Source organism: Thiocystis violacea, from assembly GCF_016583565.1.
In the GTDB taxonomy this organism is placed as follows: Bacteria; Pseudomonadota; Gammaproteobacteria; order Chromatiales; family Chromatiaceae; genus Thiorhodococcus; species Thiorhodococcus violaceus_A.
This window is the reverse complement of the sequence record NZ_NRRF01000021.1, coordinates 1-12,782: the sequence shown is the minus strand read 5'-3', so window position 1 is coordinate 12,782 and position 12,782 is coordinate 1. Positions and strand designations below refer to the sequence as shown.

Sequence of the window (12,782 nt, the reverse complement as noted above, 5' to 3'; positions counted from 1 at the left end):
GCTGACGCCATGGACCACAAGGCGTCGAACGCGCTCCCGCTGGCCGTCATCATCCTGCGCCCGCGATAGGCGGCACGGCTCGCCGCGTGAGCCAGCTCCATCGCCCCGGATCGACTGCGGCGGGGCGTGGACATCTAGACGGCATCCGGCCCGACCGGGCGGACGATGCCGAGCTTCCGCATGCGCGAGCGCAGGGTATTGGGGTGCATCCCGAGCCGCTCCGCCGCATTGCCTGCCCCGCTGATCCGCCAGCCACAGCGCGCGCAGACGCTCTGGATGTGGTCGCGCTCCACCTCGGACAGGGTGCGCCAGTCGCCCCCCGCGGGATCGGAGACAGCCGCCGTCGCCCCCTGCTTGGCCGGACAGGGCAGCCCCTCGAGCTGGAGGCTTCGCCCCGGCGACAGGATCATGGAGCGCTCGACGACGTTCTCCAGTTCCCGCACGTTGCCCGGCCAGTCGTACTGCATCAGCGCGGCGAGCACGGCGTCCGGGATGTGCGTGACCTGTCGGCCGAGCTTGGTGCGCAGGCGATCGATGAAATAGGCGCTGAGCAAGGCGATGTCCTCCTTGCGCTCGCGCAGCGGCGGAACGGTGATGGGAAAGACGCCGAGACGGTAGAAGAGGTCAGGCCGGAAGCCGCCCTCGCGCGCCATCGCCAGCAGGTCGCGATTGGTCGATGCGATGACCCGGGTGTCCGTCTTGCGCGGCGTCGTCGAGCCCAGGCGCTCGAATTCCCCACTCTGCAGCACCCGCAGCAGCTTGGCCTGCAGCTCCAGCGGCAGCTCGCCGATCTCGTCGAGCACCAGGGTTCCGCCGTCGGCCACCTCGAAGCGCCCGATCTTGCGCGAGATCGCTCCGGTGAAGGCGCCCTTCTCGTGCCCGAAGAGTTCGCTCTCGATCAGGGTGGCCGGCAGTGCCGCGCAGTTGACCCGGATCAACGGGCGCTCGGCACGGCGGCTGCGCTGGTGGACGGCGGTTGCGATGAGGTCCTTTCCGGTCCCCGTCTCGCCGAGGATGAGCACGGTGCTGTCGGTCGGCGCGACCTGCTCGACCTGCGTCAACACCCGTCTCAGCGCCTGGCTCTCGCCGACCAGCTCATCGAAGTCATGGCAGTGCAGGACCTGCTCGCGCCAGACCGCATTCTCGGCCTCCACACGCTGGCGTAGCGCCAGGTTCTCGGCCATGGCCGCATCCAGCTCCAGATCCTTGCGCTGACGCAGTAGGGCATTGGCGAAGACGCCGGCAAGGAGCCGCAAACGCCGCACCTGATCGCGAGACCAGAGGTGATCCTGCCGCAAGGCGCCAAAGGACAGCCACCCCAGCACGTCGCCCGCCGCCGCCAGCGGCAAGACGGCAATGGAGCGCAGGCCCAGGCGCTGAAGCGACGCCCGGTCCGTCGCCGCCTCTGGGGGTAGCGCCTTGACCCGGTCGCAGATCACGCCATGTCCGGCGCGGACCTGTGCCGAGATGAAGGGAATCTCACGCTCGGCGATGGGCGAGGGCACGGGCTCCACCTCCGGCAAGGCCCAGGTGTGTGTCGCGAACAGCTGGCCCAGGGGCATGTCGTAGCGGCCCAGGGCACTGCGATCCACGCCGAGAAGACGCACGATGCGGCGCAACGAGGCGACCAGCAGGGCGTCCAGGGCGTGCGGCTCGACATTGACCAGGGACAGGGCGAGCGCGGTCAGGAGATCCTCGAAGTGCTCCTCATTGGAGCCTCTCTCATCATTGGAGCCTCTCTCATCGGAGCCTTCCTCATCCGGCCGCGAAGGGGCGGCGAGCACGATCTGATCCCGAGCCGATGACATAGCGTCCTCCAGTAAGCGTCCATGATGAGCCCCAGCCCGATCACGACATCTCGTGAATCACGACATCTCGTCAGCCTGGGTCGCGAAATATCGTGACTCAGGAGAAGGGGCACAAGCCTACAACCAAGCGTTCCACTCAACTACCACCTTTGGATTCAACCGGCTAGAAGGCGCGCAGACAAAGTGCGCCAATCTGGTCCGATTAGTGCGATGCGTGTCCACATGACCGTTCGGATCACCCCGACAGACACATCGGACGACCGCGTGCTCAAGATCGACGGCTGGCTGCACGCCCCCGACCTGCCCGAACTCGAACGCCTGTGTGCGAAGGGGGAGCAGGCGCTCACGCTCGATCTATCCGAACTGCGCAGCGTGGACGACGCAGCCGTCAGCTTCTTGCGCCAGCAGCGTGCGCAAGGCGCTCGGCTGATCGGGGTCTCGGCCTACCTGACCCTCCGGCTCGACGGCACAGGTCGCTGAATGGTCATCGCGCGTCAGACAACGACGAAGGATCGAAGGCGATCCAGATCATACCCGGCGCGTGCCCGCTCGCGAATCTCAACCGCGACCCTTATCGACCCGGACCTTTCTCAACCCGGACCTTTCTCAACCTGAAGCTCAACGAGGATTTGCATGATGCAACCAGAGAACCCACGGCGACACCGCCCTCGCCGCTTACTCGCCGCCCTCGGTCTGACCCTAACCACGTTGGGAGCCCTACCCTCCGCAGGGGCCGCCGATAAGCCCAACATCCTGGTCGTCTGGGGCGACGATATCGGCCAATCGAACATTTCCTATTACACCCATGGGCTGATGGGCTATCAGACCCCCAACATCGACCGTATCGCCGCTGAAGGCATGACCTTCACCGACTACTACGGCGAGCAGTCCTGCACCGCCGGGCGCTCCTCCTTCATCACGGGTCAGAGTGTCTTCCGCACGGGTCTCTCCAAGGTCGGCATGCCTGGCGCCGACGAGGGAATGCAGATCGAAGACCCGACCATCGCTGGCCTGCTGAAGGCACAAGGCTACGCCACCGGGCAGTTCGGCAAGAACCACCTGGGCGACAAGGACAGGATGCTCCCGACCAATAACGGCTTCGACGAGTTCTTCGGTAACCTCTATCACCTCAACGCCGAGGAGGAGCCGGAGAACGAGGACTATCCGAAGGATCCCGAATTCCGCAAGAAGTATGGTCCCAGAGGCGTCATCCACTCCTGGGCCCTGCCGGACGGCACCCAGAAAATCGAGGACACCGGCCCGCTGAACAAGAAACGCATGGAGACGGTGGACGACGAGACCTCCGAGCGCGCACTCGGCTTCATCGAGGAGCAGACCAAGGCCGGCAAGCCCTGGTTCGTCTGGTGGAACGGCACCCGCATGCACTTCCGCACCCATGTCAAAAAGGAGCTGCGCGGCATCTCCGGGCAGGACGAATACTCCGACGGGATGGTCGAGCATGACATGCACGTCGGCAAGTTCCTCAAGAAGCTCGACGAGCTGGGGATCGCCGACAACACCATCGTCTTCTACTCCACCGACAACGGCCCGCACATGAACACCTGGCCGGATGCGGCCATGACGCCCTTCCGCGGCGAGAAGAACACCAACTGGGAGGGCGGCTGGCGCGTCCCCGCGATGGTGCGCTGGCCGGGGCATATCAAGGCCGGCACCTGGAACAACCAGATCGTCCATCATATGGACTGGACGCCGACCTTCCTGGCCATCGCCGGCGAGCCCAACGTCAAGGAGAAGCTCCTCACTGGCTATCAGGCGATCGGGCGCGACTACAAGGTCCACCTCGATGGCTACAACATCCTGCCGATGCTGACCGGCGAGACGGACAAGAGCCCGCGGCATGAGATCTTCTACTTCTCCGACGACGGCGATCTGACCGCCCTGCGCTATGACGACTGGAAGGCCATCTTCCTCGAGCAGCGCGCGGAGGCAACCTTCCAATCCTGGCGCGAGCCCTTCGTGCACCTGCGCGTGCCGCTGCTGGAGAATCTGCGCCGCGACCCCTACGAGCGCGGCATGGTCACCTCCAACACCTATGACGACTGGTTCCTGGATCGGGTCTTCATGCTGATGGCGGCACAGGATTACGTCGGAAAATTCCTAGTGACCTTCAAAGACTTCCCGCCTAGACAGAAGGCTGGGAGCTTCAACCTGGATAACGTGATGGAGCAGTTGAGCAGCCCAGGCGCGCACTGATCCCGCGCCGGCTCGACCGACAGGGATGTCCCGCGACCCCGCAATGGGGTCGCCGACGGATCTGCGCCGCACATCCAATCAATCCGATGTAAACGCCATCCTAGTGATGGCAACGTAAGAAAAACGAAACGAGGAACGTTGTTATGTCACTGATGAAACGCGGGCTCGCCGAGCTGATCGGCACCTTCTGGCTGGTTCTGGGCGGCTGCGGCGCCGCCGTCTTCGCCGCGGGTGTGCCCGATGTCGGTATCGGCTATCTCGGCGTCGCCCTCGCCTTCGGCCTCACGGTTCTGACGATGGCCTATGCCATCGGGCATATCTCGGGCTGTCACCTCAACCCGGCGGTTTCCGTCGGCCTCGCGGTCGGCGGGCGCTTCAGCTTCGCCGACCTGCCGGTCTATGTGATCGCCCAAACCATTGGCGCCATCATCGCCGCCTTCCTCATCCTCTTCGTCGCCGCGGACATGGGCGTCTTCAAGGAAGGTCAGGCGACCTTCCAGCTCACCGCCAGCAGCCTGGCGGTCAACGGCTATGGTGAGCTTTCGCCCCAGGGCTACGGCATGATCTCCGGCCTGGTCACCGAGATCGTCATGACCATGATGTTCCTCTTCATCATCCTGGGGAGCACCGACAAGCGCGGGATCGGGAGCCACGCAGGAATCGCGATCGGTCTGGCTCTGACGCTCATCCACCTCATCTCCATCCCGGTGACCAACACCTCGGTCAACCCGGCCAGAAGCACCGGCCCTGCCCTGGCGCTCTTCTTCTCGGGTGAAGGCAAGGCGCTCAGCCAGCTCTGGCTGTTCTGGGTCGCCCCCATCGTCGGCGCCGCCCTCTCCGGCATCATCTACCGCTTCTTCGAAGAACAGTCGCAGGGCTGAGGATTGCGACGCAGGCGCCCGTCGACGATCGGTTGGGCCGACGCCAGGAGGCCCAACCGACAACTCGGATGTTTCACGCTCACCACAGCAAACACGGAGTACAGATGCTCAGATTGATCACCCTTCTCGTCGCCATGACGTTCAGCACCATTGCCAGCGCCGAACCGCTTGCATCCTGGGCGGACGGACCGACCAAGACCGCCATCACCGCATTCGTCACAGCGGTGACGACCGAGAACAGCCCGAACTTCGTGCCCCCGCCCGAGCGCATCGCCGTCTTCGACAACGACGGCACCCTCTGGGTCGAGCAGCCCATGTACACCCAGCTCGCCTTCATCATCGACCGCGTCAAGGCGCTCGCTCCCGAGCATCCGGAGTGGAAGGACGAGCAGCCCTTCAAGGCCGTCCTCGCGGGTGACCTGGAAGCACTGCAGGCAAGTGGCATGGATGGCGTGACCAAACTGCTGGCCGCCACGCATGCAAACATGACCACGGAGGAATTCGAGCGGATCGCGGGCGACTGGATCGCCTCCGCGCGCCACCCCCGCTTCGAGCGGCTCTACACCCAGGTCGTCTACCAGCCCATGCTGGAACTGCTGGACTACCTGCGTGCCAACGGCTTCAAGACCTTCATCGTCTCCGGCGGCGGCAGCGACTTCATGCGCCCCTGGACCGAGCGCGTCTACGGTATCCCGCCAGAGCAAGTCGTCGGCTCGCAGATCGCCATGAGATACGAAGTGCAGAACGGCACGCCCGTGCTGATGCGCAAGCCGGAGATCGCCTTCATCGACGACAAGGCAGGCAAGCCCGTCGGCATCCAGCGCCACATCGGCCGCCGACCCATCCTCGCCTTCGGCAACTCGGACGGCGACTACCAGATGCTCGACTGGACGACCGCCGGCGCTGGCAAACGCCTCGGGCTCATCCTTCACCACGACGACAGCGAGCGCGAGTATGCCTACGACCGCGAGAGCCACGTCGGACGCCTCGACAAAGGACTCGACGACGCCGCGTCCAAGGGCTGGATCCTGGTCTCGATGAAGCGCGACTGGTCGCAGGTCTTTCCCGCGATCGGGACGACAGGAGCGCAGCCATAGCGCGGTGCGCAGGGAGGACGTTGGCGCCGCGGAGCAGCGCCAAGAGGATCTTCGAGGGACGACCGCATCCGGGATGACCACTTGCAGAGCGCCGAGAGGCACGTAGCACTGAGGAGCGGTGCGACGAGAACCATCGGGTTGATGAAATCTGCCCGCTTGAAAGGCGAGATTGTTGACCTTCGGCATCAAAATCAAACAAACGTTTGACATCATCAAACGTTTGTTTAGACTGCGGCGGCATCCGTGCGACGCCTTGCCTGAGTCCCATGCCAGCCGTGAGTAGCCCACCACCGACCTCAGAGACCCGCGATCGCTTGATCGAGGCGGGCATCCGCTTGTTCGCCGAACACGGTTTCAAAGGCGTCGCGGTCCGCGACCTCTGCACCGAGGCCGAGGCCAACATCGCCGCCGTCAACTACCACTTCGGCAGTAAGCAGGGGCTCTACGCCGCCATCTTCGACACGACCCTCGCGGCGGACGAGGCGCGCTTTCGCGAGGCCCTGGCGACCATCACGGCACTGGCCGAGCGCGGTCGCGATGAGCCGTCCCAGCTCGCCACCGCCGTGAATCTCTACGTGCGCAATCTGCTCGGACCGCTCACCGGCGAGGAGCGCATGCGCTGGTTCGCGGTGCTGGCGATTCGGGAGATGGCGTTTCCAGGCGACGGCTTCGAGCAGATCTATCGCCGCCGCGCGGAGCCGGCCCAGACGGCGCTGACACGCATCGTGATCGCGGCGCGCCAGGCTGACACCGCCTGCGAGACGGACTGCCTGCAGGCCCATGCGCTCCTGGGGATGATCTGGAGCTTCGGCATCGCCAAGGCCATCCTCTGGAAACGTTTGGACTGGGAACGCTATACCCCGGAGCGCATCCAGACCATCAGCGACATCATCACCGACCTGATGTGTCGCGCCCTCGGGATCGCCCCGGATCGACGGCCGGGCGAGCGAGCTGACACATCCACCACTGGGTAGGCCCGCGGCTTGGCTCGGCCCGCCGCACTCCTCTTTCGCATGACCCTCTTCGAGATCGACAAATCACTCAATGTCCAGACTCTCTCCGCCTACCCTCAAAGGCTCCGCTCTCGGGCGGCTATTGATATTGACCCTCACCCTGGCGCTACAGGGGCCGTCACGCGCCGATGAGCTCGCCGTGCCGCAAGAGGCATCCACCAACGCCGCCCTCACGGTTGCGACCGTCCTCCCCGAGACGCGCGACTGGCCGATCAACGTCTCGGCCAACGGCAGCCTGAGCGCCTGGCAGGAGGCGATCGTCGCCTCCGAGATCGCCGGCCTGCGGGTCGTCTCGCTGACGGCGGATGTCGGCGACCAGGTGAAGCGTGGCGAGGAACTGGCGCTGCTCTCTCAGGACATGGTACTGGCCGATCTGGCGCTGCAGAAGGCGCGGCTCGCCCAGGCAGACGCGGCGCTGTCCGAGGCCCAGGCCAACGGCAAGCGCGCGCGCGAACTGGCGGGCAAGTCGACCCTCTCGGAACAGCAGGCGAAGCAGTACCTGGTCGCCGAGGAGAGCGCCAAGGCCAACCTGGCCGCCGCCGAGGCGCAGCTCAAGGCACAGCAGATCCGGCTGGAGCAGACGCACATCCGCGCGGTCGACAACGGTGTGATCTCGGCGCGCAGCGCGACCCTCGGCAGCGTCGTGCAGGTCGGCACCGAGCTCTTTCGGCTGGTGCGCCAGAACCGCATCGAGTGGCGGGCCGAGGTGCTGGCGGAACAGCTCGCCCGCATCCTGCCCGGCCAGACCGCACACATCCGCGTCGCCGGAGGCGGCACGCTGGAGGGGCGCGTGCGCATGCCGGCGCCCACCTTCGATCCCAAGACCCGCATGGCGCTGGTCTATGTGGATCTGCCGGATCCAGGCTCGGCGCGCGCCGGTGACTTCGCCCGCGGTCTGATCGACGTGGGCCATTCGGACACCTTGACCGTCCCGGAGTCCGCTCTGGTTCTGCGCGACGGCAATGCCTATGTCTTCGAGGTCGGCGACAACGGGCAGGTGGTCCAGCATAAGGTCGCGACCGGCCGACGGCGTGACGGGCGCGTCGAGATCACGGGACTCGCCGGGGCGGTCCCGCTGGTCTCCAGCGGCGGCGCCTTTCTCAAAGATGGCGACCGGGTGCGCCGCGCACCCGCACGTGAAGCAACGGCAGGTCAACCATGAACGTCTCCGCCTGGTCGATCCGCCACCCCGTCCCGGCCATCCTGCTCTTCATCCTCCTCGGCCTGCTCGGGCTCGCGGGCTTTCATGCGCTCGGCATCCAGAACTTCCCGGATATCGAGCTGCCGCGCGTCATCGTCACCGCCAATCTGGAAGGCGCGGCCCCCTCCCAACTGGAGACGGACGTCGCCCGCAAGATCGAGGACCAGATCGCCACCATCGGCGGCGTGCAACACATCACCACGACCCTGAGCGACGGCAGCGCCAGCATCCAGACCGAGTTCGATATCGACATCAATATCGAGACGGCGCTGAACGATGTGCGCAACGCGGTCGACACCGTCCGCTCCGAGCTGCCGCAGGACATGACCGACCCGATCGTCTCCAAGGTCAATACCGCCGGCAGCGCCGTCATCACCTTCACCGTCGGCTCGGATCGCCTCGACGAAGAGGCCTTGTCCTGGTTCGTGGACAATGATGTAAGCAAGGCGCTGCTTGCGGTCAGGGGCGTCGGCGCCGTCTCGCGGGTCGGCGGCGTCGATCGCGAGGTCGGCGTCGACCTGGATCCGACACGGATGGCGGCGCTCGGCGTCACGGCCTCGGACATCTCCGGTCGGCTCAAGCAGGTCCAGCAGGACGCCTCCGGCGGGCGCGGCGACATCGGCGCCGGGGTGCAGTCGGTGCGCACGCTCGGCGCGGTGCACGACATCGGCGAGATCGGCGCCCTCGACATCCCGCTCGACGGCGGCCACAGCGTGCGGCTCGATGAGATCGCGCGCGTCCATGACAGCATCGCCGAGCGCACGGCCTATGCCCTGCTGAACGGCAGGCCCGTGGTCGGCTTCTCGGTCACGCGGCTCAAGGGCTCCAGCGAGGTCGCCGTCGCCGAGGCGGTGCGCGCGGCCGTGGACCGGCTCCGCGAACGCTATCCGCAGGTCCGCATCGCGGAGGCTTACGACACGGTCGCGCCGGTGCTGGACAACTACCAGGGCTCCATGGAGCTGCTCTACGAGGGGGCCTTTCTCGCCATCCTGGTCGTCTGGTGGTTCCTGCGCGACTGGCGCGCGACCCTGGTCGCGGCCGCCGCCCTGCCGCTGTCGATCATCCCGACGTTCGCCGCCATGCATTGGCTCGGCTTCAGCCTCAATGTGCTGACGCTGCTGTCCATGGCCCTGGTCGTCGGCATCCTGGTCGACGACGCCATCGTCGAGATCGAGAACATCGTGCGCCACCTGCGCATGGGCAAGAAGCCCATCCAGGCGGCGACCGAGGCTGCGGACGAGATCGGCGTCGCGGTCATCGCCACCAGCCTGACCCTGGTCGCCGTCTTCCTGCCGACCGGCTTCATGGGCGGCGTTCCGGGCAAGTTCTTCCGCGAGTTCGGCATCACGGCGGCCATCGCCGTGGTCTTCTCGCTGGCGGTGGCACGCATGCTCACGCCCATGATGTCGGCCTACCTGCTCAAGCCCCATGCCCCTGGCGGCGGCGAGGGCCGCCTCATGCGGACCTACCTGACCACGGCGGCCTGGAGCCTGGACCACCGCAAGACGACCCTGCTCGGCGCCGTGCTCTTCTTCGCCGGTTCCATCGCCCTGGTGCCCCTGCTCCCGACCGGCTTCATCCCGCCGGCCGACGTCAATCAGACCGCCGTCAAGATCGAGCTACCGCCGGGCAGCACCTTGGCGGAAACCCGCGACGCGGCCGAGCAGGCACGCCAGCTCCTCGCCCCGATCAACGACATCACCAGCGTCTTCACCACGGTCGGTGCGATCGCCGGCGCGGGTCCGTTCAACGAGGGCGGCAGCGCGGACATCCGCAAGGCGTCTCTCATGGTCAACCTCGTCCATCGCAACGACCGGGCACGCTCTCAGATCGAGATCGAGCAGGAGATCCGCGAGCGGCTGAAGGCGCTGCCAGGCGCCAGAGTCTCCGTTGGGATCGGCGGCGTCGGCGAGCGCCTGCAGCTTGTCCTGGCCGGCGACGACCCGGAGCTGCTCGACCGCGCCAGCAAGGCGGTTGAGCGCGACCTGCGCAGCCTGCCGAACCTGGGCAACATCAGCTCCAACGCCAGCCTGCAGCGACCGGAGATCCACGTCGACGTGGACTTCGCGCGGGCGGCGGATCTCGGCGTAACGACCTCCGCCATCGCCACCGCCATCCGGGTCGCGACCGCGGGCGACTTCGAGGTCCAGCTGCCCAAGCTGAACCTGCCTCAGCGGCAGATCCCCATCCGCGTGCGATTGGACCCCGAGCTGCGCACGGACCTCGACGCCATCGCCCACCTGCGCCTGCCCGCCTGGTCCGGCCAAGTCCCCTTGAGCGCGGTCGCGGATGTCAGTCTGAGCAGCGGCCCGGCGCAGATCGATCGGCTGGATCGCGAACGCAACGTGACCATCGACGTGGAACTGGCCGGACGCGCGCTCGGCGAGGTGATGGCACAGGTCGATCCGCTGCCGTCGCTGCAGCACCTGCCGCCCGGCATCAGCCGCCCCGCCTCGGGCGACGCCGAGCGCATGGCGCAGGTGTTCAGCGGCTTTGCGACGGCCATGCTGACCGGCATCCTCTGCATCTACATCGTGCTGGTGCTGCTGTTTCACGACTTCCTGCAGCCGACGACCATCCTCACGGCCCTGCCGCTCTCGGTCGGCGGGGCCTTCGCCGCGCTGCTGTTGACGCACAACAGCTTCTCACTGCCCTCCATCATCGGCGTGCTCATGCTGATGGGCATCGTCACCAAGAACTCCATCCTGCTGGTGGAGTACGCCGTCAAGGCTCGACGGGAGCACGGGCTGGAGCGCCGCGAAGCACTGCTGGATGCCTGCCGTAAACGCGCCCAGCCCATCCTCATGACCACCATCGCGATGGTCGCCGGCATGCTGCCCACCGCGCTCGGCCTGGGCGCCGAGCCGAGCTTCCGCTCACCCATGGCGATTGCCGTGATCGGCGGGCTGCTGACCTCGACCGTCTTGTCCCTTCTGGTTATCCCGGTCGTCTTCACCTTCGTCGACGACCTGGTGAAGGGCCTGCGGCGGGCACGGATGTGGGCCTCGAAGGACAGGCACGCGGAGCCCGATGCGACAGAGGCCGCTCGGCACGCCTGATCGCGATGACAGCCAGTGGGAGCACCGCCCCGGCGCGAACAGCCACGCCAGGGGGTCAGGGAGAGTGCGGCGAGCGGCCCTCAGTCCTGAGTGACTGAGGTTCTCACCACGCGATCGGCGCAGAGCACCGGACGGAAAGGACGTAACACCGCACAGCGGTGCTACGCGACAGAGCAGCGGCCACGCGTGAGCGTCAGGAGGGAGCCGCCACCCCGACAGCAAGCGTCAGGCTTGCCTATTGGTGATACCCCAGAATGCGCTCCACCTCATTCTTCGAGCCCAAGATCACCGGCACACGCTGGTGCAGAGACTCCGGCTGTACCTCCAGGATCCGCTGCGTCCCCGTAATGGCACCACCGCCCGCCTGCTCGACGATGAAGGACATGGGATTCGCCTCATAGAGCAGCCGCAGCTTCCCGCCCTGCCCGTTCGACTTCATTTTGGAGTCCAGCGGATACATGAAGACGCCGCCACGGGTCAGGATGCGATGCACCTCGGCGACCATGGACGCGATCCAGCGCATGTTGAAGTCCTCGCCCCGCGTGCCCTCCTTGCCGTCCAGGCACTCCTGGACATAGCGGCGCACCGGCTCCTCCCAGAAACGCATGTTCGACACGTTGACCGCGAACTCGCGGGTCTCCGCCGGGATCGTCATGTCCGGATGGGTCAGGATGAACTCACCGATGTTCTGATCCAGCGTAAAGCCGTTCACGCCGTTGCCGGTGGTCAGCACCATCATGGTGGAAGGGCCATAGAGCGCATAGCCGGCCGCCACCTGCTGGGTGCCAGCCTGGAGGAAGTCGCGCTCGGTCGGCTGGTCCGCGCCGCCTGGGCAACGCAGGATCGAGAAGATGGTACCCACGGAGACGTTGACGTCGATGTTGGATGAGCCATCCAGCGGATCGAAGGTCAGCAGATACTTGCCGCGCGGGTACTTGGCCGGGATGGGATAGATCTCGTCCATCTCCTCCGAGGCCATGGCCGCCAGGTGCCCTGCCCACTCGTTGGATTTGATGAAGACCTCGTTGGAGAGGACATCGAGCTTCTTCTGTGTCTCACCCTGGACGTTCTCAGTGCCGGCGCTCCCCAGCACCCCCACCAAGGCGCCATGGTTGACCATGTTGCTCAACACCTTGCAGGCGGTGACCACGTCGTTGAGGAGCGAGGTGAAGTCACCCGTCGCGCCCGCGATGTGGCGCTGCTCCTCGATGATGAACTGGGTAATCGTCGTGCCGTTATGCATGCTGGTCCTCGTCTCGAAATGTAATCCGAAGTATTTATTACCGAACGACTCAGTATAAGCGCTTGGTGGCCTGACAGAAACCCAGCGAGCGGTTCGCGTTCGAGGCGGCCCGGCGCATGGTCTGGCTCACATCCCAGACGCCGGCTCCAGCGTCTCCACCTCGAACCCCACCACCGCGCGGCGCTCGCGGCTGAACTCCACCCCGATCAGGTGGATCGGCTGAGCGTCCGCGCGGTACTTGTCGGCATAGCCACGATCCTTGATCT

General features: G+C 66.0%; 9 protein-coding genes and 1 pseudogene. 7 read left to right on the top strand and 3 right to left on the bottom strand.

Translation table 11 applies throughout. The annotated features are described in order from the left end of the window. Positions 1 to 134 precede the first annotated feature (134 nt). The gene (locus CKO23_RS10540) at positions 135 to 1,808 is read right to left on the bottom strand and encodes a sigma 54-interacting transcriptional regulator (RefSeq protein WP_200330788.1); all 1,674 of its coding nucleotides are present in this window, start codon (positions 1,806 to 1,808) and stop codon (positions 135 to 137) included. A gap of 222 nt (positions 1,809 to 2,030) precedes the next feature. Here CKO23_RS10540 and CKO23_RS10535 point away from each other — a divergent pair, with 222 nt between their 5' ends. The 7 genes from CKO23_RS10535 (at position 2,031) to CKO23_RS10505 (ending at position 11,273) form a co-directional block, all read left to right on the top strand. Beyond that, on the top strand, positions 2,031 to 2,288 hold the full coding sequence (locus tag CKO23_RS10535) for a hypothetical protein (RefSeq protein WP_207168509.1): 258 nt from the start codon (positions 2,031 to 2,033) through the stop codon (positions 2,286 to 2,288). Between the two features lie 153 nt (positions 2,289 to 2,441). Continuing rightward, complete coding sequence (locus tag CKO23_RS10530) at positions 2,442 to 4,022, top strand: arylsulfatase (protein WP_200330784.1); 1,581 nt, start codon at positions 2,442 to 2,444, stop codon at positions 4,020 to 4,022. Between the two features lie 143 nt (positions 4,023 to 4,165). Beyond that, positions 4,166 to 4,903: an aquaporin Z gene (gene aqpZ, locus CKO23_RS10525; RefSeq protein WP_200330782.1), complete on the top strand. Its 738-nt coding sequence runs from the start codon at positions 4,166 to 4,168 to the stop codon at positions 4,901 to 4,903. Positions 4,904 to 5,007: 104 nt separating this feature from the next. After that, positions 5,008 to 6,000 carry an HAD family hydrolase gene (locus tag CKO23_RS10520; RefSeq protein ID WP_200330780.1) on the top strand — a complete coding sequence of 331 codons (993 nt, stop codon included), beginning with the start codon at positions 5,008 to 5,010 and terminating at the stop codon, positions 5,998 to 6,000. A 275-nt stretch (positions 6,001 to 6,275) separates the two neighbouring features. After that, the gene (locus CKO23_RS10515) at positions 6,276 to 6,974 is read left to right on the top strand and encodes a CerR family C-terminal domain-containing protein (RefSeq protein WP_200330778.1); all 699 of its coding nucleotides are present in this window, start codon (positions 6,276 to 6,278) and stop codon (positions 6,972 to 6,974) included. Between the two features lie 70 nt (positions 6,975 to 7,044). Continuing rightward, a complete protein-coding gene (locus tag CKO23_RS10510; protein ID WP_200330776.1) occupies positions 7,045 to 8,175 on the top strand; it encodes an efflux RND transporter periplasmic adaptor subunit in 1,131 nt (376 codons plus the stop codon). Beyond that, positions 8,172 to 11,273: an efflux RND transporter permease subunit gene (locus tag CKO23_RS10505; protein ID WP_200330774.1), complete on the top strand. Its 3,102-nt coding sequence runs from the start codon at positions 8,172 to 8,174 to the stop codon at positions 11,271 to 11,273. The genes CKO23_RS10510 and CKO23_RS10505 overlap by 4 nt, the downstream gene beginning before the upstream one ends. Positions 11,274 to 11,508: 235 nt before the next feature. Here CKO23_RS10505 and CKO23_RS10500 read toward each other — a convergent pair whose 3' ends face one another. Both CKO23_RS10500 and CKO23_RS25595 read right to left on the bottom strand, forming a co-directional pair. Continuing rightward, a complete protein-coding gene (locus CKO23_RS10500) occupies positions 11,509 to 12,516 on the bottom strand; it encodes a class 1 fructose-bisphosphatase (RefSeq protein WP_200330772.1) in 1,008 nt (335 codons plus the stop codon). Positions 12,517 to 12,642: 126 nt separating this feature from the next. Beyond that, positions 12,643 to 12,782, bottom strand: a pseudogene (locus CKO23_RS25595) (PD-(D/E)XK nuclease domain-containing protein); the annotation flags it as partial.

Coding starts and splice junctions, on each gene's coding strand:
- CKO23_RS10540 (WP_200330788.1), bottom strand. CDS start 1,808: ATGTCATCGGCTCGGGATCAGATCGTGCTCGCCGCCCCTTCGCGGCCG.
- CKO23_RS10535 (WP_207168509.1), top strand. CDS start 2,031: ATGACCGTTCGGATCACCCCGACAGACACATCGGACGACCGCGTGCTC.
- CKO23_RS10530 (WP_200330784.1), top strand. CDS start 2,442: ATGATGCAACCAGAGAACCCACGGCGACACCGCCCTCGCCGCTTACTC.
- aqpZ (WP_200330782.1), top strand. CDS start 4,166: ATGTCACTGATGAAACGCGGGCTCGCCGAGCTGATCGGCACCTTCTGG.
- CKO23_RS10520 (WP_200330780.1), top strand. CDS start 5,008: ATGCTCAGATTGATCACCCTTCTCGTCGCCATGACGTTCAGCACCATT.
- CKO23_RS10510 (WP_200330776.1), top strand. CDS start 7,045: ATGTCCAGACTCTCTCCGCCTACCCTCAAAGGCTCCGCTCTCGGGCGG.
- CKO23_RS10505 (WP_200330774.1), top strand. CDS start 8,172: ATGAACGTCTCCGCCTGGTCGATCCGCCACCCCGTCCCGGCCATCCTG.
- CKO23_RS10500 (WP_200330772.1), bottom strand. CDS start 12,516: ATGCATAACGGCACGACGATTACCCAGTTCATCATCGAGGAGCAGCGC.